We start from the raw sequence: 22,648 nt of genomic DNA on the forward strand, positions 1-22,648 counted from the left end.
CCGTTTGCTTTATGTTTTACAGTTATAACGCTGTAACAATGGCCTGTTGTGCCAACAGTTTTTCTTTGTCTTGTGCACAGGTGGCCAATCTTTCACGTTCTTTACTGACTACCTGCTGCGGGGCACGTGCCACAAAATCGGGATTAGCCAATTTTTCTGTGATACGTGTCATCTCAATGTCAATTTTTACCACTTCCTTCTCTAGTCGATCTAGCTCGTTAGTTTTATCGAGAAATCCGCTCATGGGGATCAAAATTTCGGCACCTGCCACCAATTTAATCACCGAAAGGGGCTCTTGATCGCCATCAGCAAGTAACCTGATCGAACTCAAACGGCCTAATGACAGGATCACGGGCTGATTTTCCTGTAATCGACGTTGAACTTCGTTGCTTGCTCCACGTAGCAGTAGCGCCAAAGGTTTAGCAGGAGCAATGCTCATTTCAGCACGCAGGTTACGTACCGCGATAACCACTTGTTTAATCCATTCCAAATCGCTCAGAGCTTGTTGATCGACCTGATGAATGTCAAATTGTGGAAAAGGTTGCAACATAATGCTATCAGCCGTGATCCCTCGTAGGCCTTTTACCCGCTGCCAAAGTGTTTCCGTGATATAAGGAATAATAGGGTGTGCCAAACGTAGTAGTGCTTCCAATACCTGAATCAGGGTATGACGGGTAGTGCTCAACTCAGCCCCTGAACCGCCATTGAGTATCGGTTTAGTCAGTTCGAGATACCAATCACAAAATTGGTTCCAAGTGAATTCATACAAAATATTAGCGGCTAAATCGAAACGATAGTTATCCAGTGCTTCGCGGTAGCTTTTCACGGTTTGATTGAATTCGGCGAGGATCCAACGATCAGCCAGTGAAGGCCTGTTTTCCTGGTTATCATCTTGAGTACAGGCTTTCCCGTTGATCAACACAAAACGGCTGGCGTTCCACAGCTTGTTACAGAAATTGCGGTAGCCGGCTAACCGTTTCATATCCCAGTTAATATCACGTCCAGTAGAAGCCAGCGCGGCTAACGTAAAACGTAGCGCATCGGTACCATGTGGTTCTATACCGTTGGGAAACTGTTTTTCGGTACGTTTGCGGATTTTTTCCGCTAATTGTGGCTGCATCATATTACCGGTACGCTTTGCCAGCAGATCTGCCAGTGAAATACCATCCACCATGTCCAAGGGATCCAGCACATTCCCCTTAGACTTGGACATTTTCTGCCCTTCATCATCGCGGATCAGGCCAGTCATGTAGACGGTTTTAAACGGCACCTGTGCTTTACCGCTATCATCCTTGATGAAATGCAGGGTCAACATGATCATGCGAGCGATCCAGAAGAAAATAATATCGAAACCGCTCACCATGACCGTACTGGGATGAAATGTTTTCAGCGCCGTGGTTTGTTCTGGCCAGCCAAGGGTAGAAAAAGTCCACAAACCAGAAGAGAACCAAGTATCGAGAACGTCATCATCTTGACGTAATTGCACATCATCAGCCAGTTGGTGCTCAAAACGCACTTCTGCCTGGTCACGCCCCACATAAACGTTACCTTGTTGATCATACCAGGCAGGGATACGGTGTCCCCACCACAGTTGACGCGAGATACACCAGTCCTGAATATCACGCATCCAGCTGTAATACATATTTTCATATTGCTTGGGAACAAATTGGATATCACCCTTTTCCACTGCTTCAATGGCAATTTTTGCCAAAGGCGCAGTACGAACATACCATTGATCGGTAAGCATCGGTTCGATCACCACACCGCCACGATCGCCATAAGGCACCGTCAACGCGTGGGCGTTAATTTGTTCCAGCAAACCCGATTGTTGCAACTCAGCGACCACCGCTTTACGGGCGCTAAAACGCTCCAACCCTTGAAATTGCAGTGGGATCGCCTGACTGTATTGCTCACTGATTTCACCATGTGTATCAAAAACTTCTGCCTGATCACGAATATTGCCGTCAAAAGTCAAAATATTGATCATGGGTAGCGCATGACGTTTACCCACTTCATAATCGTTAAAATCATGAGCGGGTGTTATTTTTACACAACCACTGCCTTTTTCCATATCAGCGTGTTCATCACCCAGGATTGGGATACGACGCCCCGTCAGCGGCAAAATGATAGTTTTACCGATGAGATCCCGGTAACGTGGATCTTGCGGATTGACCGCCACCGCAGTATCACCCAGTATGGTTTCCGGCCTGGTGGTCGCGACCACCACATAATCCTTACCCTCAACAGTTTTCACGCCATCCGCCAGCGGATAGCGCAGATGCCACATGGAGCCATTGCATTCACGGTTTTCAACTTCCAGATCAGAAATAGCCGTACGGAGTTTCGGATCCCAATTCACCAAACGCTTGCCACGGTAAATAAGATCCTCTTTATATAGACGGACAAACACGTCGGTTACCGCGTTTGATAGACCTGTGTCCATCGTAAAACGTTCGCGCTGCCAGTCAACAGAGTTACCCAGACGCCGCATCTGGTGGGTAATGGTGCCGCCAGATTCCTCTTTCCACTGCCAAATTTTATCGATAAAAGCTTCACGACCATAATCATGGCGTGTTTTACCTTCTTCAGCAGCGATTTTACGTTCGACCACCATTTGCGTGGCAATACCTGCATGGTCAGTACCCACCTGCCACAAAGTATTTTTACCTTGCATACGTTGGTAACGGATGAGGATATCCATAATGGTTTGCTGGAAAGCATGCCCCATATGTAGACTACCGGTAACATTCGGTGGTGGGATCATGATGCAAAAACTTTCCTGGCTGCTATCATCATTTGGCTTAAAATAACCTTGTTTTTCCCAATGTTTATAGAGCGGCTGCTCAATTTTTTGCGGATCGTAGATTGTATTGAGGGAATGATCGCTCTTTTCCATATTTTTTATTCAGTTAGGTTGGCAGCGTTGCTGTGATCAAATGGAAACCGACGCGGCGATAAGATTTGTATCGCTCACGCGCCAGCTGTTTCAAATCTTCTTCGTATGGAACGAAGTCTATCACTTGATGGAAAGTGATAGCAAAATCTGCAAGCTGTGGCAGCAAATTGATTAACAGATCACGTGGAGAATTTCCACGCCGTTCCGGCCAAGCCAACTCAACCGGAGCACCCTGTTTTGGGCCTTCTCCCGCCAAATTATGTGGTACAAATTGTTCAGGTATCCGTTGCCACAGTGCTTCATCTAGCCGTTGCGCCTGTGCAAGATTTTCACAGGCAATCAGTATTCGCTTACCCGATCGCCAATGTTCGGCCGCCAACTCACAGGCTAAAGCTTCATACGAACATAACTCAGCAGAAGGCTTTTCCTGTTCACGATCTTTGTTTTGAGAAAGCAGTTTTTCTTGTGAGAGGAGATAGAAAGTTGCATTTTTCATCATTAAGTAGCCAGGTCATCCGTAGAGGGTGGATATAAGCTTATCCTTCCCTGCCGTTATGAGGAAGGAGCAAGCGAAAAATAGTCAATATACCCTTCGCCTTTCAAGTTACGGCGGCGTTGGCTGCTCACACTCATCCCAGTCATGTACTACCTGTACACTCCTGGAATTCGATTGATTGCCGCCTTGCCGTAACTCGAAATTCATTGGGTAGAGACTTCTTGCAAAACCGTCGTTCGTCATGTGAAGTCAAGGCACCTGAATAGAATTTATTTTGTTGTCTCGATGTTGTTTGGTATTGTATGGGTGTTTAGTTTTGATTAACTCATGGCAATTCGTTGTAGCTTTGAGGCTCATGTATCTGCTTGGAATTCTTCTATTATGCATAGAGGTAGCTTTTTGCCTTTTTCTCGTCCGGCTATCGGTGAGAGGGAAATGACAGCTGTTGTTGATGTGCTAAAATCGGGTTGGATCACGACGGGTTCACAAAATAAGCAATTGGAAGCAAATTTTTGTCAAGCTTTTGGTTGTAAGCATGCCATTGCTGTTTGTTCAGCGACTGCGGGTATGCATATTACTTTGATGGCGTTGGGGATTGGTCCGGGTGATGAGGTCATCACACCTTCTCAAACCTGGGTTTCTACCTTGAATATGATCCTGTTATTGGGTGCCGAGCCGGTAATGATCGATGTTGACCGTGAAACGTTAATGGTCAGCGCTGAGGATATTGAAGCGGCTATTACCCCGAAAACCAAAGCCATTATTCCGGTTCATTATGCTGGGGCACCCTGTGATTTGGAGGCTATCAGGGAGGTGGCGATGCGTCATGGAGTGGCACTGGTTGAAGACGCGGCTCATGCTGTCGGCACACGTTATAAAGAGCAATGGATTGGTGCACAGGGTACAGCTATCTTTTCGTTTCATGCAATTAAAAATATCACTTGTGCAGAAGGAGGGCTGATCGCCACAGATAATGATGAACTGGCAGCACGCGTACGCTGTTTAAAATTTCATGGATTAGGCGTTGATGCGTTTGATCGTCAAACACAAGGACGCAGCCCACAAGCCGAAGTTGTCGAGCCAGGGTACAAATATAATCTATCGGATATTCATGCCGCCATCGCCGTTGTGCAGCTAGAGCGTTTGACTGAAATTAATGCGCGGCGTCAAGCTTTAGCGCAATGTTATCAACAGCGACTTGTTGATGTTCCGCTACAGCCACTGGGCATACCTAATTATCCTCATTTACATGCCTGGCATCTCTTTATTGTGCGTGTGGATAAAGCATGCTGTGGCATCGATCGCAATCATCTGATGAATCTCTTAAAAGAACAGGGTATTGGTAGTGGACTGCATTTTCGTGCAACACACACGCAAAAATATTATCGTGAGCGTTACCCAGACGTGGCACTACCCAATACCGAATGGAATTCAGCCAGATTATGTTCATTACCCTTTTTCCCTGATATGCAAGACAGTGACGTCGATTGGGTTGTCGATACATTGAAAAAAATTATAGGTTCACATCATGGTACAAATTGAATCAATAAAAAAAGTCTCGATTGTTATCCCTGTTTATAACGAGCAGGAAAGCTTGCCTACATTGATTGCCAGAACATCTGCAGCCTGTAAATCACTGTCGCAACCCTATGAAATTATTTTGGTGGATGATGGTAGTACTGATGACTCGGCAGCTATCTTGATGCGGGTGGCAGCACAACCAGACGACTCAATTATTGCTGTATTACTTAACCGCAACTACGGTCAGCACGCTGCTATTATGGCAGGTTTTAATCAGGTCAGTGGTGATTTGGTCATTACTCTGGATGCTGATCTACAAAATCCGCCAGAAGAAATCCCTCGCTTGGTTAAGGTGGCGGAAGAAGGCTACGACGTAGTAGGTACGGTACGTGCTAATCGGCAAGATTCCCTGTTCCGTAAAACCGGGTCCCGCTTAGTCAATATGATGATCCAGCGAGCGACGGGAAAAGCGATGGGCGATTACGGCTGCATGCTACGAGCTTACCGGCGGCATATCGTCGACGCAATGTTACGCTGTCACGAACGCAGCACCTTTATTCCGATCCTGGCCAATACTTTTGCTAGGCGTACCACAGAAATTACTGTTAATCACGCAGAGCGTGCTTTTGGTGATTCTAAATACAGCCTAATGAAGCTGATCAACCTGATGTATGATTTAGTGACCTGTCTGACGACAACACCACTGCGATTACTCAGTTTGCTTGGTAGCGTGATGGCGGTTTCAGGTTTCACTCTGGCTTTATTACTGGTAATGCTGCGTTTGGTTTTGGGATCAGTTTGGGCAGGAGACGGTGTATTCACGTTATTTGCTGTACTCTTTATGTTTATTGGTGCGCAATTTATCGGTATGGGTTTACTGGGTGAGTACATCGGGCGTATCTACCATGATGTGCGGGCCCGTCCTCGTTACTTTGTAGAAAAAGTGGTTAACGGTCAGCAAGTCGAAAATACTCAGGAAAAAGAACAACGATGAAAGCAATTGTGTTTGCCTATCACGATATTGGCTGTGTGGGTTTGCGTGCGTTACATGACGCTAATTACGATATTAAAGCAGTATATACCCATGTTGATGACCCCAACGAGAATCGTTTCTTCTCTTCTGTGGCGCATGTCGCCGCAGAACTGAAGCTACCCGTGTTTGCACCAGAAGATATTAATCATTCTCTGTGGATTGAGCATATCCGTGAGTTACAGCCAGATGTTATTTTCTCCTTCTACTACCGCCAATTATTAAGCCAAGACATTTTATCATTAGCTCCGCAGGGGGCCTTTAATTTACATGGTTCTTTATTGCCCCGTTATCGTGGCTGTGCACCGATCAATTGGGCACTGATTTATGGAGAAAGTGAAACGGGTGTAACATTGCATCAGATGGTTGTTCAAGCGGATGCGGGCGCGATTGCCGGTCAACAAAAGGTTCCTATTGATCCCGAAGACACCGCCTTAACACTCCACGGTAAAATGCGTGATGCGGCACAGCTATTGTTAAACGATCTATTGCCCAAATTCAAAAAAAATAAGTCGTTACCTCTGGTAGCCCAGTCTGAAGCACACGCCAGTTATTTTTCTCGCCGCAAAGCGGCCGATGGTGAAATTGACTGGCGACAATCGGCAACGGCGATTAATAATTTGGTCCGTGCCGTCACGGAGCCTTATCCCGGTGCATTTAGTTACTTTGGTCAACAAAAACTGATTGTTTGGCAATCACGCCCAATAGAGAGAATAGATAATATAAAACCAGGTACGGTGTTGAAGACGGATCCGTTGACTATTGCCTGTGGTGAAGGCGGGTTGGAAGTCATAACCGCCCAAGGTGAATCAGGTCTGTACGTGCAGGGCTGTAGATTGGCACAGGAAATGAAGATGGTTACGGGTGTGCGCTTGGGCGTAAAAACCAGTATAGGGAAAAAAAGACCAATTCGTGTACTCATCCTGGGTGTGAATGGTTTTATTGGTAATCATCTAACTGAACGTTTATTGCGTGATGATAACAAAGACGATTATGAAGTCTATGGCTTGGATATCGGTTCAGATGCCATTAGCCGTTTTATCAGTCATCCTGGTTTTCATTTTGTTGAAGGGGATATTAGCATTCACTCCGAATGGATTGAATATCACATTAAAAAATGTGACGTCATACTGCCTCTAGTGGCGATTGCCACACCGATTGAATATACCCGTAATCCATTACAAGTTTTCGAATTAGACTTTGAAGAAAATTTAAAGATTGTACGCGATTGTGTTAAATATAAAAAACGCATTGTTTTTCCTTCAACCTCAGAAGTCTACGGTATGTGCGACGATAAAGAGTTTGACGAGGATAACTCACGTTTGATCGTCGGGCCAATTAACAAACAACGTTGGATTTATTCAGTTTCCAAACAATTACTAGACCGTGTTATTTGGGCATATGGTGCTAAGGAAGGGCTAAAATTCACCCTGTTTCGTCCATTTAACTGGATGGGTCCACGGTTGGATAATCTCGATGCTGCCCGTATTGGCAGTTCACGTGCCATCACGCAGCTTATCCTCAATTTAGTCGAGGGTTCACCGATACAGCTGTTTGATGGTGGTGCGCAAAAACGTTGTTTTACTGATATTAATGATGGCATTGAAGCTTTATTTCGCATTATTGAAAATCGTGGAGGCCGTTGTAACGGTCAAATCATCAACATTGGTAATCCAGGCAACGAGGCCAGTATTCGTGAATTGGCAGAAATGTTGCTGAACAGTTTTAATCAGCATGAATTGCGTCAGCATTTTCCTCCTTTTGCCGGGCTTAAGTCTGTCGAAAGCAAAGCCTATTACGGTGAAGGCTATCAAGATGTCACATACCGGACGCCCTGTATTAAAAATGCGCGTCGTTTGCTCAATTGGCAGCCAAAGATCTCTATAGAGCAGACAATAGCCGAAACCTTAGATTTTTTCCTACGTTCTGCTTTGCAAGAGTAGATAACGCAGGATTATGGGAAGTAGCAAATGAGACAAATTGGCCTGAGAATTGATGTCGATACCTACCAGGGTACTAAGCAGGGAGTACCGGCACTACTTGCTTTATTGGAAAAACACCGTATTCAGGCCAGTTTTTTCTTTAGTGTCGGCCCCGATAATATGGGGCGTCATTTATGGCGTCTGTTACGTCCGCGTTTCTTATGGAAAATGTTGCGATCTAATGCCGTGTCTCTGTATGGTTGGGATATTCTTCTTGCGGGAACGGCCTGGCCAGGGAGGCTGATCGCCAGGGATCTTGGTGCATTGATGAAACAAACACGAGAGAATGCACATGAGGTGGGTCTTCATGCTTGGGATCATCAGGGATGGCAGGCAAATGTTGCTCGTTGGTCCCAGCAACAACTGAACGAACAGGTAAAACTTGGGGTGGAAGCGCTGCAACAGAGCATCGAGCAAAGGGTCACTTGTTCAGCAGTCGCGGGATGGCGGGCAGATGACACTGTTTTGGCGGTCAAACAACATTTTTCTTTTAACTATAATAGTGACTGCCGTGGCACGCATCCTTTTCGTCCACAATTGGCGGATGGCAGCATTGGTACGGTACAGATCCCTGTGACCTTACCGACCTATGATGAAGTGGTGGGAAGTAAAGTGCGCCAGCAGGATTTTAATGATTACATTTTACAAACCATGTTGTGTGATCGCGGGGTGCCAGTCTACACCATTCATGCGGAAGTGGAGGGAATGTCGCAATTGCTAATGTTTGAGCAACTGCTACTGCGAGCAAAGAAACAAAGCATTCAATTTTGTCCGCTTAGTGCTTTGTTACCACAGGATACACAGAGCTTGCCCTTGGGCAGAGTGGTGCGTTCCCCCTTCCCCGGGCGGGAAGGCTGGTTGGGCTGTCAATCTGTAGTGAATGAACCATGATAAAATTTTTTAAAGGCAATATTGCGGCGTTATTGACCGTTTTTTTTGTCATACTGTATCTGATCCCTATTAATGGTCGTCTGCTGTGGCAGCCAGATGAAACCCGTTATGCAGAAATAAGCCGTGAAATGCTCCAGCGTGGTGACTGGATAGTTCCACGCCTGTTGGATATTCGTTACTTCGAGAAGCCGGTTGCAGGTTATTGGATAAATAATATCAGCCAATGGCTGTTTGGTGAGAATAATTTTGCGGTACGCTTCGGCTCAGTGTTTAGCACTGGTCTTAGTGCTCTGCTGGTTTTTTGGCTGGCTACTCTACTATGGGGTAACCGTGCTACTGCAACACTGGCGACATTAATTTACTTCACTTCTTTACTGGTATTCAGCGTTGGTTCTTACGCGGTGCTGGATCCCATGATTTCGCTGTGGCTAACCGCAGCTATGGTAAGTTTTTATTTCACCTTGCGTGCCGAAAAAACATGGCAAAAATTAGCGGCCTATGCATTGCTGGGTATGACTTGTGCGATGGGGGTAATGACCAAAGGATTTCTTGCTTTGGTGGTGCCGGTGATTGCGGTCTTACCCATTGTTATGATGCAGAGACGGGTTAAGGAACTGCTTCTTTTTGGCTGGATAGCAGTACTGACGGCGATCCTGTTTTGCCTCCCTTGGGCGTTGATTATTGCTCAACGTGAGCCAGATTTCTGGCACTATTTCTTCTGGATTGAACATATTCAGCGCTTTGCTGCAGACGACGCTCAACATAGAGAACCATTCTGGTATTATCTGCCAATTTTATGTTTGGGAGTGTTGCCTTGGCTGGGGTTACTGCCGGGTGCTCTTCTCAAAGGCTGGCGTGAACGGATAACACGTCCAGAATTGTTTTTTTTGTTGAGTTGGGTACTGATGCCGCTGATTTTTTTCAGCGTCGCCAAAGGTAAATTACTGACCTACATCCTGCCTTGTATGGCACCGCTCTCTTTATTAATGGCAGCTTATGCGACAGATTGCGTTAAGGGTATGCGCCCTCAGATGCTGAAAATTAACGGTGTAATTAATTTGATACTGGGTCTTATCTGTGGATTAGCGATATTGATCTTGAGCATTGGGTTGTTTCCTCAGTGGGTGATCCTGACTAAACAGGAAACATATAAAGCAATCCTGGCTATTGTTGCCTTTGCTGCTTGGGGTGGGATGGGTTGGTGGAGTATGAAAGCCCATGGACAACATTGGCAGTGGGCGGCAGCATGCCCATTATTGTTTGCCTTATTGGTAGGTTTTATCATTCCACAGAAAATAATTGATGCAAAACAACCACAAAATTTTATTCACCATCATATTAGTCTATTAAATCAAAGCCGTTATGTTTTAGCGGATGAAGTTGGTATTGCAAATGGTTTAGCTTGGGAATTGAAACGCAGTGATGTGATGATGTTTAGTACAAAAGGTGAGCTTAACTATGGTTTGCGTTATGCGGATAACAGTGATCGTTATGTCGATAATGCCGATTTTCCGCAGTGGTTGATACAGGCACGACGGCAAGGAAGTGTTTCACTGGTATTACTTTTATCACGTCATGGAGAGATCCCGGCGTATTTACCCGTGGCTAGCAGGATCGAACGGATGAATCGTTTGGTTTTATTGTGGTATGCAAAAACGTCATGATTGGCTATCTATTGTTATTAGTGATCAGCTTGCTAACTTGCATCGGGCAATTATGTCAAAAACAGGCGGCAAATCACTGGCAGCAAACTCAGTGTGGGCAGATTAAACTCTGCTGCTGTTGGTTGCTCACTGCTTTAATGCTGCTTGGATTGGCGATGTTGTTATGGTTGAAATTATTACAGCATATGCCGCTGAGCCAGGCCTACCCTTTACTAAGTTTTAATTTTATTTTGATGACGCTAGCGGGGCGATTTTTTTTTGCTGAACAAGTGACTTCACGCCATTGGTTGGGAATTGCAGCCATCATGTTAGGTATCTTGTTGCTGAGTTGGCATTAATAGATCTCTTGTACAGCCCTGTTTAGCTTTCGCAAGGGGGGTTGATGAAAGGTTATCTCTGGGGTATCGGCAGTGTGTTGTTGGTCACACTGGCACAGTTACTATTGAAATGGGGTATGATGTATACTCCACTGATATCGTTTTCTGATATCAATCTACGATTCTTAACCGATCACTCAAGCCAGGTAACAGCCGTTATCTGCGGTTTGCTGGGCTATGGCCTATCGATGTTATGTTGGTTTCTCGCCTTGCGCTATTTACCACTCAATCAGGCTTATCCATTACTGGGTATCAGTTACGCATTAGTCTATGTGGCGGTGGTATCATTGCCGTGGTTCAATGAACCGGCAACCACACTTAAAACACTGGGTGCCGCTTTAATTTTACTTGGTGTCTGGTTGATTCACTCCAAAGCAAATAAACCAGACTGACGCCATTGTGCTTATTTAGTGGCACAGACGCTATGCAACACCTCGGTTCGATGCCTTCAAGCGTGGGTTATTATTACAATCAAGTCAGGCTACATAGTGTTAATGATTACTAAACGCTACTGATGAAAGAATATCAAGCAGCATAACCCCCCCGAATTTGTGTCCAAAATTACTTGACCAAAACAGATAAAAGGTTCCGGTTAAGCGTTTTTATATGGTTTTCGCATTCCTGTGGGTAGTAAAGGCCTGTATATTCCGCAACTTCCCGACCAAGACGCCCATATAGCTGTATCGTTGCCTCAAACGCACGTTGTGCATCAGTCGCGTCAAACTGCCCAAAAGTTTCCTGCAGCTCAATCCACGTTTGTGGGTCAACCCATTCATACATACGTAAACCATTATGCCAGATATCTACAGGTTTATGACTGAGGGCAAGGGCATGCCATTCCAGCATACACAGTAAGAGATCTTTCATCGTATTATCACGTCGCTTAACCATCCAAAGTTCACCACGGGCAAGATACTTAGGAAGATGAAATGCTTCAAACCAGAATTCTTCAACCGAGGCTTTGAATGAATATTGTGATGGCAGAGTCCCGCCAGGAAAGTCATATGATGGTGCTGGTAACCCCACGGTTATCGCCGTTTTGTCGAGTACGATATGATAACCACGTTCATAAAGTTCACAGAGGCTTCCTTTGTCAGCCATATTGCGAACACGCTCAGTGCCAGCCAGCATAAAATCAACTTTCACACCATCGCTATAGATGGCAAGGCGGGTAGCCCATTCCTGATCAATATCAGGATCGAGGCGAAGCACAGTAATCAGCTCGCCAATCTCATTCATCCATTGGTCATCGTTCATCAGGATTTCAGGGCTGGATGTGATGATTTCAATATCAATGTCTGAAAAAACATCTGCAGAATTATCATTCCTTGCCAGTGAACCGATTTGAATTAATGCTTGCACGCCGTCGGCATCCTTCGCCCATTTAACAATCGCTTCCAGACTCTCATCGTGTGACTTCATCTGATATCCTTCTTTTTGCCTGAGGTTAATAATGAAGACGCGTACGCGCTTAACTTACTACAGTACCCGCCATTTTTTGGCTTTAATTTTTCGTCTAATAGCCAGTCCGTTACACGCTGCCTCACCATACAATTTTTCTCTCGTTTATTTTAAGACATCTGCTTTTAGCACGATGAGTAAAATTAGCCATGCATACATAAAAAATGATTTAAAAAATCATTCTATTTTTGGATATGATTTACTTTTTCTTCCAACATTATCATTCTGGCCACTGGTGGAACTATTGCCGACAGCGGAGCTTCCAGTACTACCACAATTGGCTGTACTGCTGCAGCAATTGGAGTCGAGGCGTTGATTGATAAGCTTCCTGAATTGAAAGAAATAGCAAATGTTAAAGGAGAACAAATATTCCAGATAGCTAGCGAAAACATGAACAACGACCATTGGCTTAAACTAGGAAAACGGGTCGATTTCTTGCTGAAGCAGGAAGAAATTGATGGTATTGTCATCACTCATGGAACGGATACAATGGAGGAAACTGCTTATTTTCTTAACTTAGTCATAAAAAGCAGAAAGCCCGTTATTCTTGTTGGTGCAATGCGACCCGATACCTCCATTAGTGCTGATGGCCCACTTAACCTTTACAATGCTGTTCGTTTGGCTAGCACACGAGTTACGCACGGATCTAACCTGGGGAAGCCAAGAGTGATCTGATGTGTTCAGTAATGGCGTTTTTAATGACAGCCCAATTTTGTTGGTAAAGAGTTATTTTTTCGGACAGACGGCGTTTATGTTGTTCAAACCAGGCAGCCATGGCCAGAAAAATATGATTTCTTTGCGCCCGGCCTGTGCGGGCCTGACAGCGTTCTATGCCACAAGTTTGTGTGATTTCCCGATGATAAACTTCAACAGACCAACGGGCTTCGGTGACAGCACTAATTTGTCCCCGGGTGGGGGTCTCTTGGTTCGTAGCAACATAATCAATGCAACCGTGTTTGGCCACAAACTTGGAGACTGTCACCCAACCATAGCCCCGCAAGTGTACTGAAAGCCCTTCTTCTGGAATATCAAGTGAGGCTAATGTTACGTTATGATTAACTATCCGGTGCTTTCTCAACGTGGTGACCCCAATCCAGCCAGGAGAACGAATGGCGTTGAGATTATCCAAACTTGAATGCCACGCATCCATCACCACCGCTTCAGGGCTTATGCCCCTCGCTTTTGCCAGTTTGAGCATGTCGCAAAAATGCGAGCTTTTTGTTTTTCCGGCGGTCTCTTTGTCGTCAATTCGGTAGTCAATAGGCACTGACTCTCCCGTTTCAAGACCCTGCCACAGCAGATTAACCAAACCAATACCGACTATAACACCCTATTCATTACCAGAATATTGATAATAGACCTCTTCGGAAACTAGCATTCATGTAGGAATGTTGGTAAAAATCTCCTGAACAAGGAGCCCCCATGAAATATAAAGTAATAAAGGTACTGGAAGAGGAAAAATTTCGGCGCTTAACCGGAGTTAAACGCAGTACATTTGAAAAGATGATAAAGATATTGAATGAAGCAGATAAATGTAAGCAAGGGAAAGGAGGTCAGAAACCCAAGCTGGGTTTAGAAGATCGCTTATTAATGGCCCTTGAGTATCTACGGGAATATCGCACTTATTTTCATGTTAGCCGAAGCGATGGGGTGAGTGAGAGCACCTGCTATGAAACGATTAAATGGATAGAAAATACGCTAATAAAGCATCCTGATTTTGCACTCCCTGGACGCAAAGCTTTATTAAAAAGTGATAGGGAGTATGAGCTCGTTCTTATTGATGCCACAGAAACGCCGATTGAACGTCCCCAAAAAAACAAAAGCAGTTTTACTCAGGAAAAAAGAAACGACCCACCTTAAAAACCCAAGTGATCGTCGATAAAAAAAGCAAAGCAGTCATCTGTACAAGCTTTACTCATGGGAGGCGTCATGATTTTAGGTTGTTCAAAGAGTCTGGCGTGCGAATACATCCTGAAATCAAAACAGTGACAGATACAGGTTACCAAGGGCTTGGCAAGATCCATTCAAACTCGGCGTTGCCTAAGAAAAAGACAAAGAAAAATCCTTTAACACAAGAAGATAAACGCAACAATCGTGAGTTATCAAGCCAGCGTGTATTAAACGAAAATGTCATTGGTATGATTAAACGATTTAAAATCGTATCAGATCGTTATCGAAACAGGCGAAAACGTTTTGGATTACGATTTAATCTGATTGCAGCAATTTATAACATGGAAATTAGATAAATCAGAGTTTCCGAAGAGGTCTATTGAATAAAGCGGATAAGTGTCATCAAGGGAAAGGAGGTCGCAAACCCAGGCTGTGTTTAGAAGAGCGCTTATTAATGGCACTTGAGTATCTACGAGAATATCGCACTTATTTTCCTGTCAGTCAAAGCGATGGGGTGAGTGAGAGCACCTGCTATGAAACGATTAAATGGATAGAGAATACGCTAATAAAGCATCCTGATTTTGCCCTACCTGGACGCAAAGCTTTATTAAAAAGTGATAGGGAGTATGAGTTCGTTCTTATTGATGCCACAAAAACGCCGATTGAACGTCCAAAAAAAGCAAAGCAGTCATCTGTACAACCTTTACTAATGGGAGGCGCCATGATTTTAGGTTGTTCAAGGAGTCTGGTGTGCGAATACATCCTGAAATCAAAACAGTGACAGATACAGGTTACCAAGGGCTTGGCAAGATTCATTCAAACTCGGCGTTGCCTAAGAAAAAGACAAAGAAAAATCCTTTAACACAAGAAGATAAACGCAACAATCGTAAGTTATCAAGCCTGCGTGTATTAAACGAAAATGTCATTGGTATGATTAAACGATTTAAAATTGTATCAGATCGTTATCGAAACAGGCAAAAACGGTTTGGATTAAGATTTAATCTGATTGCAGCAATTTATAACATGGAAATTAGATAAATGAGAGTTTCCGAAGAGGTCTAGTGTATGTGCCCGCTCAATTCCTTGCTTCTGACGCTGTCGACGGCTCAGCCAATATTTGTGTGACATCGCAGCCATCAGGTCGATCAACATATTATTGATGGCGGCAATAACAGCACGAGTGATAGGGTTATCTGCGAGGGTTCCTTATCTGATAGCCCCTGCCATGAGGTGGAAATATCCAGGCTGACAATCCACAGCTCGTGCTGCTCAATCTGTTTTTTCAGTGTCATCCAGTCGCTGTTGCTCAGTCGGGTAAGGCGGTCTATCTGCTCGACCAATAAAATGTCATTGTGGTGACTGTCCATCAGTAATCGTCCCAGCTCCGGCCTGTCAAGTTTTGTACCGCTGACGTTCTCCCGATAGTAGCTGGCGATTTTATGACCACGCGCCTGAACGAACTGCTCCAGCATCTCTTTTGCCCGATCGGCATACTGATCTTCCACCGATGCTCTCAAATAAGCTCTGATGAACATTTTTCACCGCATTATCGCATTTAGGTTATTGCACTTATTCTATCGCATAGAGGTTATTTCATTAAGTGGGTGACGTCACGTTTTGGTTATGGTGTCAGGGTATACCCTTATGCGATAACCTTTTTAATTAAAATAGCCAGGCAGCATAATTTACAAAGGAAACTCTATGCCAAGGAGACAAATTCTTTCACAAGCGGAAAGAGAATCATTATTGTCGTTGCCTAACGATGAGTTAACGCTGACCCGCATGGCTTATTTCAGCGAGCAGGATCTGACTCTTATTAATGCTCACCGTAAACCAGCCAGCCGTTTTGGTTTTGCCGTTCTTCTCTGTTATCTGAAAAATATCGGGTTTGTTCCGGATAAAAAATCGACTCCATCCGCAGAGCTGCTCAGAATCATTGGCTCCCGCCTTAAACTTTCAGCTGAACTCTGGCAGGAATATATTTCCGGGTGCGATACCACCCGGCGTGAACACTTGAGTGAACTTTATCGTTATAGCGTAACGTATTAATTTTGATTACAATGTATAGCTAAATTATTTAACAGGGAGTTAGCGATGAGCCACTCTGTCGATTTTCGCCGTAAAGTTCTGGGTATTCGAGAGCAAGAAAACTTGAGTATCAGAGAGACCGCTAAACGCTTCCACATTGGTTCAGCTTCCGTTACTCGCTGGCTCAGTCGTATCGAGGTTAAAGCTTCTTCCCCCCGTCGGCGTAAGCTTGATAAAGTGGCGTTAGCTGAAGATGTTGCACGTTATCCCGATGCTTACCAACGGGAACGGGCGGCGCGCTTTCAGGTGTGCCAGAAAGCCATTTGGCAGGCACTGAAAAACCTGGGCGTCACCTATAAAAAAAACCCTGCGTCATCCCAAGGCAGACGAAGAGACACGGCGCGCCTTCCAGGACACGATAGCCTGCTATAAAAAGCAGGGAAAACCGGTCGTTTATTTGGATGAAAGCGGTTTCGCACACGATAGGCCACGAACCCACGGTTATGCTGCACGAGGTCAACGCTGTTGGGGTACCCAGGATGGGCAGCCTAAGGGCCGAACAAATGTCATTGGCGCGTTACTGGGAACCGTCCTGATGGCGGTCGGATTATTTTTTTGTTCCATTAACAGTGATGTTTTTTACGCCTGGGTTACCCAGCGCCTTTTGCCTACTCTTCCTCCTCATTGTGTCATCGTGATGGATAACGCCAGTTTCCACAAACGTCTCGACATTCAGCAGGCTATCAGTAAAGCCGGGCATTGGATTGAATATCTCACTCCCTACTCACCTGCTCTCAATCCTCACTTTTACCCACAATTTTTGTTATTAAGAATAATGAACAATCTCACATTTTCTTGCAGGATCTCATACCCTCGCCAAAGCGACATGATTCCCGGTAAATCCTCGGCACGTCGGTTAAGAAATCCTCCCAATTGACCCAGCCATGTTATTGCCTGAAGCACTGTGGGGGGATGCTCGGGAAGGCGGCTTGTTGTCTGTATTCTGCAATACAGCGTTTGCCATTCTATCTTTGACAACACATCGGTGCAGGTAGCCTCAGGACACAACGCTGCCATTTTGGTCATATGCATCAGTTTGAAGGCGATAATGCTTTTGAGGGTGATCATTTTCGTTAGTTTGGTTGCCGTATTTAAACGACATTGTTCAACACAACATCCTGATTTCAGTGTTTTGAAGAACTCTTCTATCTTCCATCTCAGTCTATACCCATTCACTTTCTCTTCTGCTTCAAAGGCGTCAGTGGCCGTCAAATTGGTCAATAATACCCATTCGACAGGCGCTACTCCTTCTGGAGGAGGCTGTTCTTTAACACTGATGGCAGATACGTGAACCTTTTCATGGATATGCCGTGAAGCGTCTTTATTGGTAGGCCCATAAACTAGATTATTTCTAATGGGGAGCCAGCCTGAAATGGAGCGAATATCCACATAAGCCGTTCTTGCTACCCTTTGCTGATTTTTGGGCAGGGTGAGTGCTATGGTTTTTAAAATCGGCGTCTTTGACAAGGCGGTTTGCACCGTTGTTTTTTTCCCCTTTTCATCGATAAATTTTCTGTCTTTCCGGTTGCGGATAATAAAAAATGTTTTTAGTGAGCTTGCAACCCGAAAAAGTTCGAAAATATCCGCTTCTCTGTCTCCCAGCGTGATTAAGCAGGTATCTTTGGGTATCAGCGCCGCTGTCTCGTAGAGGGTCTCTATCCACTTAATACTTTCTTTCTCTTTCATTGTCGATTGATAAAGCCGCCGCTGTTTTTCCTGAGGGGGTTCCTCTCGGGAAACACGTGACCAACACTTAAGCGAGGATAACCCAAGTGGCAAGCCCTCCTGAGTTACCATCAAAATTGCATGAAGCATCAACCCCATTTTATGTTTGTGATAGGCTTTAGATATACTTCCCAACCCCTCTGTCTTTTTATGTGTGTCAAAGTCCAACTCTGATCTGTCCTGAAGAGAAAAAAACCAGTGAATGCCCTTCCAGACGTTTTTGTGTTTGTACACAATGTGTACGGAATAGCGCGCTCTCGCTCACTCTTTCATTGCTAAAAAATCGATAAGCCCCTTTGGCCTGTGACCAGGAACCATGACAGCTTGGGTAAATTGAACCTGACGCTTTTGATGATAATAAGCCCGCTGTTTCAAAAAAACGCTCTTTAAGGCGTTTATCTCCGAAATCAATTTGATGAAATTCTTCCCGGATCCACTCATTCCCATTACCCGTTACTGTTTTCATGTGCCTGTTTCCTGATTTAACTATTGACTCTACCAATAATCCAATTTCACCTGAATCATTTTTCATTCAACGTTGTGGGTAAAAGTGAGCTCTCAATCCCATTGAACATAAATGGGCACAAGCCAAAAGCAAAAGAAGGGACTTAAATTGCAGCCTTGACGCCTTATTCTCTCAATATAGTGCATAATCATTATTATGTCTTTCAGTTATATTGAGGCGAATACGGCTCGTATAACTATGGGTAAATGATTGGCGGCATACCGATAGAACATCCAGCTGCTTACCAACGTCGCTAAGTCTGTTCAGAGTTGTCGCCGATCGGCATATCTTAGGGTTATTGCAGAAATGGGCTCCCCCAGTGGAAATGTACAAAAAAATCCTTGTTGATAACCCTGCTCGCTTGTATAAATTTTGATTGTCTATTACGAATAGAGATCCTTCAATATCAAAAGGCGCTTGAAAAATCAGAGATCAGGGCGTTATTTTTCACATGTGAAAGTGATCTTTCATGCAAAGGGCTTAAAGCTGTGATATAAGGACTAAAAATTGAGACGTTTACTTGCTCGTTTTAAACGGTCATCGCCACGGCGGTCGTACTTTTGGGTTGTGGCTATGCTGGAATGACCCATTGCATCTTTAACCGTTACTATGTCTTCATTATTATCAAGCATGGCAGAAGCAAAAGTTCTGCGAAGGTCATGGGGTGCGAACTTTTCTAGGCCGCTTTCTATACGTCGGGTATCTAAAATGTGGTAGATAGCTTGGTCTGACATTCTATGGTCAGTCACATCGTCATGCCGTCTGATCCGTGGAAAAAGGGAGCCGTTGTGCTCGCCGCGTACTTCCTCCACCCATTTATTAAGTCTGAGCCAAGTCCCTTTCGGCATGTATGCAAGTCGTTCTTTATTACCTTTACCACGTACCTTTAGTGCCTGCTCCTTGTGGACAATGTGCTCAAAATCAAGTGCTACGATTTCAGAACGACGCAGACCACACCCGAGAAGAATACCAATAATCGCGGCATCACGAAGCCCTCTACATGAAAGGTCACTTTCACATGTGAAAAATAATGCCCTGATCTCTGATTCCTCAAGTGCTCTTCCCTTTGGTAATCGGTTTCCTTTGAACGAGCCTATATGTTTGATATGTTGATAGCTATCGGTATCAAGTTGCTTCATTGTCCACGCTTCGAGAGCAACCCCTTTGAGCGCTGATAAGTAGGTGTTAATGGTAGTCGGCGCCTTCCCAGAATCAGATAACATCGCCAAGATAGCCTGAATATGATGACGACGCAGTACATGCCAAACACAATCTTTCATGCTTTGGTACCCGATCATCTTTGCCACCTTGTTAAGGAAGGAACTCATTGTCTGCCTGCTCCGCTTGGAACCAAGGCTGATAAGGTAGGCTACGGCTGGATTTTCTTCGATATGCTGCAGTTGTTGCTCCGTTAGAACAATTATTGCATTTTTATCATTTTGCTCGTTGTTCTGATAGTGCAAATTTACCTCTTCTACATGTCATTCATAATAATGAAAAGTTAATTTTCTCTCATTTTCAGATTTATGATCCGCGAATTTTGTACCTATATACCCAAGTGAAATCAAGATGCAGGATTTAGCGCCTGGCAATTATCGTTTAAGCGAGATACCAGAGAACTTGCCATTTGTGGTAGCTTCACCTCAAAGAAGTTTAAGATATCGTTCTTAAAACTCTGTTTAGATGGGTAATATCTATTGTTTCGTGTTTGCTCATTCATCACCTTCCACAATCGCTCTATCGGGTTTAGATTCGGGCTATACGGCGGAAGGTAATGAAGCTGGATATTCAACGTAAGCGCGGCGTCTTGCACAAGCTGTGAACGGTGATAGCCTGCACCCTCGAGGATCACATGTGCCGTTGTCGTGATGGGATAATGCGCGCGAATGGCAGACAGGAAGTGAACCACATTTTCGCTGTTAATCGTCTCATCATCACGGATTATGGGGTTAGCCACATTCTGGATGTTCAAGGCTCCCATGATATTCAACCGCGTTCTGCTCCCGGTGGTCTCTATCGTTTTATCCTGGCCTTTTCGTATCCAGCCGTAGCTTATTTTGGTGGCTTGTGTCGGATGAACGGCATCAATAAACAGTATGGGGTCATTACCCGCGGCGTCTTTCAATTCGCTGTAGGTCTTTATAAATTGCTGCTGACAGTTTCTGGAACCAACGCCATACGGTCAGTCATAAGAACACCTCGTTTAATATCGTCATCAACCATTACATTCACTGTGATGGTAAGGGTATCAGGACGGATATTCTTCCATTCTTTGTTTTTGCTGAGCGGAAGCTGTACATGTTCCTGCTGTTCCTTTGGAAGGAAACGATTTTCCATCTCTGCTTTAATTCGTTTGGCATCATTGAGAAGCTCACGACTTTGCTTACGAGTGATCCCGTCATGGCGTGATACGGCACAAACAGCACGACATCTATCCGCATTCAGTTCATACAACAGCCGGAGGTTATTCAGTGTTTCTGTATCAGAACATACTTCATTATCGTCCAGTTCTCGTACACAATCAGGCATCTTGAGCAATGATAGATGTGTTGATACATAAGAGATATTTTTACCGATGCGTTTTGCAATATCTTTTTGTTTCCAACCTGTGTCGATGAAGCTTTGAATAGCATGAGCTATTTCGAGCGAAGTCAGGTTGTCACGTTGGATATTTTCAATGAGTTCACCTGCTGTCTCATCTAAATCACTTTGCAGTTTATCGTTGACAATAATATCAATGGTTTCGATATTAGCTTGTTTACAGGCTCGCCAACGACGCTCCCCCTTCTGGATAACATATTTTCCATCGGTGTTTTTAGGAAAAACAATAATTGGCGATTGTTGCCCTTCCGTCAATAAAGTAACGGCTAATTCTTCGATGTTACGGAAACGCTTGCGCACCTGATTTTTACAAACTACATCTTCGACGTTAACAGTCAGGACTACTTTACCTTTTTTACTTTGAGCGGCTTTAGCAAGATCTGACAGGCTTTTTAAGTTATTTAACGTCATTGCTTTCTACCTTCTCTAAAATTTCTTCCAATACCGCTTCTATTTCTTTAGCTGCAACATGCCCATAACGGAGCGTCCATACGGGAATACCATCAGTTGTTGCAATATCAATAGGTGAGCGATGCATAATTTTGTTCTGGAACAAAAAATCTGGAACCGTATCTTGAAGTACTTTCAGCGCTTTGTCATGATTCATCGAACGATCCATATCGTTGATCACGATGCCGAGAATATTTAAGTCTGGATTGTAGACTTGCTGGACATTGATGATGGTCTTCAGAAGCCCTTCAACACCATCCACGGCAAATCCAGACAACTTCACAGGGCAGACTACATGAGTTGACATTACCAACGCAGCCACAAGTTTCCTGCCAAGGCTAGGAGGGCAGTCAATCAACACAAAATCATACTTAGCAAACAGGCTTTTTAAATGGCGAGCTGAATTTATTACTTGATCCAGAGCCATTGCTTCCATTTCAAATAGATCAGGGTCATTTTTCGGTGTATGGATAAGATCCACACCACAAGGACAGCTCATCATTTCAACGTTATCCTTGTGGGATGTAAAAAGCTCAGCAGTCTTGGTGCCAGACAAAATTACTTCGTAAGAGCCATCTTTAGATTCATTTCTTGGAGCCAGTCTTGAGGTAGTATTACCCTGCCCATCCATATCTAATACGAGCACTTTTTTGTTTTTCTTCATCGAGAGAAAAAATGCTTCCTGAATACAGAGGGTACTTTTTCCAACTCCGCCTTTCTGGTTAGCAAAGCTGATTACTTTTGTCATGGTTTTCTTACTACTATTCACTATTTTGTTTTTATTCTTCATTGTTTTTATTCTTCATAGGTGATCTAGCCTCGCTCCCATTTCACATGTGAAAGATTGTAGTTATCATAATATGATATTACAACACTTTCCTATGGTTAATTTTAGGAAGTACAGTTTTTATAACCTATTAAAAATAGTCATGAATGACGCTAAGATAAGGGAAACTGGCAAAAAAGCACTGTGAATTCTTGTAACAATAAAATGTAGTGAATAAGTTTGTTTTTTGAAAAATATTAGCGATAAATAATAGATTTCGAATGGGTTCTTAAAACTTTCACATG

Annotated in this window: 19 protein-coding genes and 6 pseudogenes; 14 read left to right on the top strand and 11 right to left on the bottom strand. The window is 44.2% G+C overall.

Annotated features, from left to right (window positions below):
- Positions 1-22 precede the first annotated feature (22 nt).
- Both AAHH42_RS08750 and AAHH42_RS08755 read right to left on the bottom strand, forming a co-directional pair.
- A complete protein-coding gene (locus AAHH42_RS08750) occupies positions 23-2,896 on the bottom strand; it encodes a valine--tRNA ligase (RefSeq protein ID WP_072549620.1) in 2,874 nt (957 codons plus the stop codon).
- Positions 2,897-2,909: 13 nt separating this feature from the next.
- A complete protein-coding gene (locus AAHH42_RS08755; protein ID WP_072549632.1) occupies positions 2,910-3,392 on the bottom strand; it encodes a DNA polymerase III subunit chi in 483 nt (160 codons plus the stop codon).
- A gap of 381 nt (positions 3,393-3,773) precedes the next feature.
- Here AAHH42_RS08755 and arnB point away from each other — a divergent pair, with 381 nt between their 5' ends.
- The 7 genes from arnB to arnF are packed head-to-tail and all read left to right on the top strand — an operon-like array spanning position 3,774 to position 11,249.
- Entirely contained in the window at positions 3,774-4,934 is a 1,161-nt protein-coding gene (gene arnB / locus AAHH42_RS08760) for a UDP-4-amino-4-deoxy-L-arabinose aminotransferase (RefSeq protein ID WP_072549621.1), read from the top strand.
- Entirely contained in the window at positions 4,921-5,907 is a 987-nt protein-coding gene (gene arnC / locus AAHH42_RS08765; protein WP_342220929.1) for an undecaprenyl-phosphate 4-deoxy-4-formamido-L-arabinose transferase, read from the top strand. The genes arnB and arnC overlap by 14 nt, the downstream gene beginning before the upstream one ends.
- Complete coding sequence (gene arnA, locus AAHH42_RS08770; RefSeq protein ID WP_342220930.1) at positions 5,904-7,886, top strand: bifunctional UDP-4-amino-4-deoxy-L-arabinose formyltransferase/UDP-glucuronic acid oxidase ArnA; 1,983 nt, start codon at positions 5,904-5,906, stop codon at positions 7,884-7,886. The genes arnC and arnA overlap by 4 nt, the downstream gene beginning before the upstream one ends.
- 27 nt (positions 7,887-7,913) lie before the next feature.
- Positions 7,914-8,816: a 4-deoxy-4-formamido-L-arabinose-phosphoundecaprenol deformylase gene (gene arnD / locus AAHH42_RS08775; protein ID WP_342220931.1), complete on the top strand. Its 903-nt coding sequence runs from the start codon at positions 7,914-7,916 to the stop codon at positions 8,814-8,816.
- Positions 8,816-10,480: a lipid IV(A) 4-amino-4-deoxy-L-arabinosyltransferase gene (arnT, locus tag AAHH42_RS08780; RefSeq protein WP_072549633.1), complete on the top strand. Its 1,665-nt coding sequence runs from the start codon at positions 8,816-8,818 to the stop codon at positions 10,478-10,480. Before arnD ends, arnT begins: the two co-directional genes overlap by 1 nt.
- The gene (gene arnE, locus AAHH42_RS08785; RefSeq protein WP_072549625.1) at positions 10,477-10,818 is read left to right on the top strand and encodes a 4-amino-4-deoxy-L-arabinose-phosphoundecaprenol flippase subunit ArnE; all 342 of its coding nucleotides are present in this window, start codon (positions 10,477-10,479) and stop codon (positions 10,816-10,818) included. The genes arnT and arnE overlap by 4 nt, the downstream gene beginning before the upstream one ends.
- Before the next feature lie 44 nt (positions 10,819-10,862).
- Entirely contained in the window at positions 10,863-11,249 is a 387-nt protein-coding gene (gene arnF / locus AAHH42_RS08790; protein ID WP_342220932.1) for a 4-amino-4-deoxy-L-arabinose-phosphoundecaprenol flippase subunit ArnF, read from the top strand.
- A 169-nt stretch (positions 11,250-11,418) separates the two neighbouring features.
- On the opposite strand, the gene AAHH42_RS08795 is transcribed toward arnF, so the two are convergent.
- Complete coding sequence (locus AAHH42_RS08795) at positions 11,419-12,279, bottom strand: aminoglycoside 6-adenylyltransferase (protein ID WP_342220933.1); 861 nt, start codon at positions 12,277-12,279, stop codon at positions 11,419-11,421.
- A gap of 31 nt (positions 12,280-12,310) precedes the next feature.
- On the opposite strand from AAHH42_RS08795, the gene AAHH42_RS08800 reads away from it, so the two are divergent.
- The gene (locus AAHH42_RS08800) at positions 12,311-12,634 is read left to right on the top strand and encodes a hypothetical protein (protein ID WP_342220934.1); all 324 of its coding nucleotides are present in this window, start codon (positions 12,311-12,313) and stop codon (positions 12,632-12,634) included.
- Entirely contained in the window at positions 12,562-12,993 is a 432-nt protein-coding gene (locus AAHH42_RS08805) for an asparaginase domain-containing protein (RefSeq protein ID WP_342222045.1), read from the top strand. Before AAHH42_RS08800 ends, AAHH42_RS08805 begins: the two co-directional genes overlap by 73 nt.
- Here AAHH42_RS08805 and AAHH42_RS08810 read toward each other — a convergent pair.
- Positions 12,965-13,684: pseudogene (locus AAHH42_RS08810) on the bottom strand (IS701 family transposase); the annotation flags it as partial. The gene AAHH42_RS08805 and the pseudogene AAHH42_RS08810 sit on opposite strands and share 29 nt — an antisense overlap.
- Positions 13,685-13,740: 56 nt before the next feature.
- On the opposite strand from AAHH42_RS08810, the gene AAHH42_RS08815 reads away from it, so the two are divergent.
- A protein-coding gene (locus AAHH42_RS08815) for an IS5 family transposase (protein ID WP_342220936.1) occupies positions 13,741-14,564 on the top strand; the annotation gives its coding sequence in 2 pieces (ribosomal slippage) (positions 13,741-14,128 and positions 14,128-14,564; 825 coding nt in all).
- Between the two features lie 20 nt (positions 14,565-14,584).
- A pseudogene (locus tag AAHH42_RS08820) lies at positions 14,585-15,246 on the top strand (transposase family protein); the annotation flags it as partial.
- Positions 15,247-15,267: 21 nt separating this feature from the next.
- On the opposite strand, the pseudogene AAHH42_RS08825 reads toward AAHH42_RS08820, so the two are convergent.
- Positions 15,268-15,743, bottom strand: a pseudogene (locus AAHH42_RS08825) (recombinase family protein); the annotation flags it as partial.
- 166 nt (positions 15,744-15,909) lie between these two features.
- Here AAHH42_RS08825 and AAHH42_RS08830 point away from each other — a divergent pair.
- From AAHH42_RS08830 to AAHH42_RS14810, 3 genes and pseudogenes are all read left to right on the top strand, one after another.
- Positions 15,910-16,242: pseudogene (locus AAHH42_RS08830) on the top strand (DUF4158 domain-containing protein); the annotation flags it as partial.
- Positions 16,243-16,302: 60 nt separating this feature from the next.
- Complete coding sequence (locus AAHH42_RS08835; protein ID WP_342220937.1) at positions 16,303-16,668, top strand: IS630 transposase-related protein; 366 nt, start codon at positions 16,303-16,305, stop codon at positions 16,666-16,668.
- Positions 16,669-16,693: 25 nt separating this feature from the next.
- A pseudogene (locus AAHH42_RS14810) lies at positions 16,694-16,978 on the top strand (transposase); the annotation flags it as partial.
- A gap of 65 nt (positions 16,979-17,043) precedes the next feature.
- On the opposite strand, the gene AAHH42_RS08840 reads toward AAHH42_RS14810, so the two are convergent.
- The 6 genes and pseudogenes from AAHH42_RS08840 to AAHH42_RS08865 all read right to left on the bottom strand — a co-directional run bounded on the left by AAHH42_RS08840 (position 17,044) and on the right by AAHH42_RS08865 (position 22,325).
- Positions 17,044-18,189, bottom strand: coding sequence for an IS4 family transposase (locus tag AAHH42_RS08840; RefSeq protein WP_342220938.1), 1,146 nt, complete (start codon positions 18,187-18,189; stop codon positions 17,044-17,046).
- Positions 18,179-18,553 carry an IS4/Tn5 family transposase DNA-binding protein gene (locus tag AAHH42_RS08845; RefSeq protein ID WP_342220939.1) on the bottom strand — a complete coding sequence of 125 codons (375 nt, stop codon included), beginning with the start codon at positions 18,551-18,553 and terminating at the stop codon, positions 18,179-18,181. Before AAHH42_RS08845 ends, AAHH42_RS08840 begins: the two co-directional genes overlap by 11 nt.
- A 473-nt stretch (positions 18,554-19,026) precedes the next feature.
- Positions 19,027-19,950, bottom strand: coding sequence for a tyrosine-type recombinase/integrase (locus tag AAHH42_RS08850; RefSeq protein ID WP_342222046.1), 924 nt, complete (start codon positions 19,948-19,950; stop codon positions 19,027-19,029).
- A 140-nt stretch (positions 19,951-20,090) separates the two neighbouring features.
- A pseudogene (locus AAHH42_RS08855) lies at positions 20,091-20,693 on the bottom strand (IS630 family transposase); the annotation flags it as partial.
- Positions 20,666-21,538, bottom strand: coding sequence for a ParB/RepB/Spo0J family partition protein (locus AAHH42_RS08860; protein WP_425286289.1), 873 nt, complete (start codon positions 21,536-21,538; stop codon positions 20,666-20,668). The pseudogene AAHH42_RS08855 and the gene AAHH42_RS08860, both read right to left, overlap by 28 nt.
- Positions 21,525-22,325, bottom strand: a complete 801-nt coding sequence (locus tag AAHH42_RS08865) for a ParA family protein (RefSeq protein ID WP_342222047.1) — start codon at positions 22,323-22,325, stop codon at positions 21,525-21,527. Before AAHH42_RS08865 ends, AAHH42_RS08860 begins: the two co-directional genes overlap by 14 nt.
- Positions 22,326-22,648: the final 323 nt, after the last annotated feature.

The sequence above is a fragment of the Candidatus Fukatsuia endosymbiont of Tuberolachnus salignus genome (assembly GCF_964030845.1).
GTDB classification, from domain to species: domain Bacteria; phylum Pseudomonadota; class Gammaproteobacteria; order Enterobacterales; family Enterobacteriaceae; genus Fukatsuia; species Fukatsuia symbiotica.

Coding starts and splice junctions, on each gene's coding strand:
- AAHH42_RS08750 (WP_072549620.1), bottom strand. CDS start 2,896: ATGGAAAAGAGCGATCATTCCCTCAATACAATCTACGATCCGCAAAAA.
- AAHH42_RS08755 (WP_072549632.1), bottom strand. CDS start 3,392: ATGAAAAATGCAACTTTCTATCTCCTCTCACAAGAAAAACTGCTTTCT.
- arnB (WP_072549621.1), top strand. CDS start 3,774: ATGCATAGAGGTAGCTTTTTGCCTTTTTCTCGTCCGGCTATCGGTGAG.
- arnC (WP_342220929.1), top strand. CDS start 4,921: ATGGTACAAATTGAATCAATAAAAAAAGTCTCGATTGTTATCCCTGTT.
- arnA (WP_342220930.1), top strand. CDS start 5,904: ATGAAAGCAATTGTGTTTGCCTATCACGATATTGGCTGTGTGGGTTTG.
- arnD (WP_342220931.1), top strand. CDS start 7,914: ATGAGACAAATTGGCCTGAGAATTGATGTCGATACCTACCAGGGTACT.
- arnE (WP_072549625.1), top strand. CDS start 10,477: ATGATTGGCTATCTATTGTTATTAGTGATCAGCTTGCTAACTTGCATC.
- arnF (WP_342220932.1), top strand. CDS start 10,863: ATGAAAGGTTATCTCTGGGGTATCGGCAGTGTGTTGTTGGTCACACTG.
- AAHH42_RS08795 (WP_342220933.1), bottom strand. CDS start 12,279: ATGAAGTCACACGATGAGAGTCTGGAAGCGATTGTTAAATGGGCGAAG.
- AAHH42_RS08800 (WP_342220934.1), top strand. CDS start 12,311: ATGAAGACGCGTACGCGCTTAACTTACTACAGTACCCGCCATTTTTTG.
- AAHH42_RS08835 (WP_342220937.1), top strand. CDS start 16,303: ATGAGCCACTCTGTCGATTTTCGCCGTAAAGTTCTGGGTATTCGAGAG.
- AAHH42_RS08845 (WP_342220939.1), bottom strand. CDS start 18,553: ATGAAAAATGATTCAGGTGAAATTGGATTATTGGTAGAGTCAATAGTT.
- AAHH42_RS08860 (WP_425286289.1), bottom strand. CDS start 21,538: ATGACGTTAAATAACTTAAAAAGCCTGTCAGATCTTGCTAAAGCCGCT.
- AAHH42_RS08865 (WP_342222047.1), bottom strand. CDS start 22,325: ATGACAAAAGTAATCAGCTTTGCTAACCAGAAAGGCGGAGTTGGAAAA.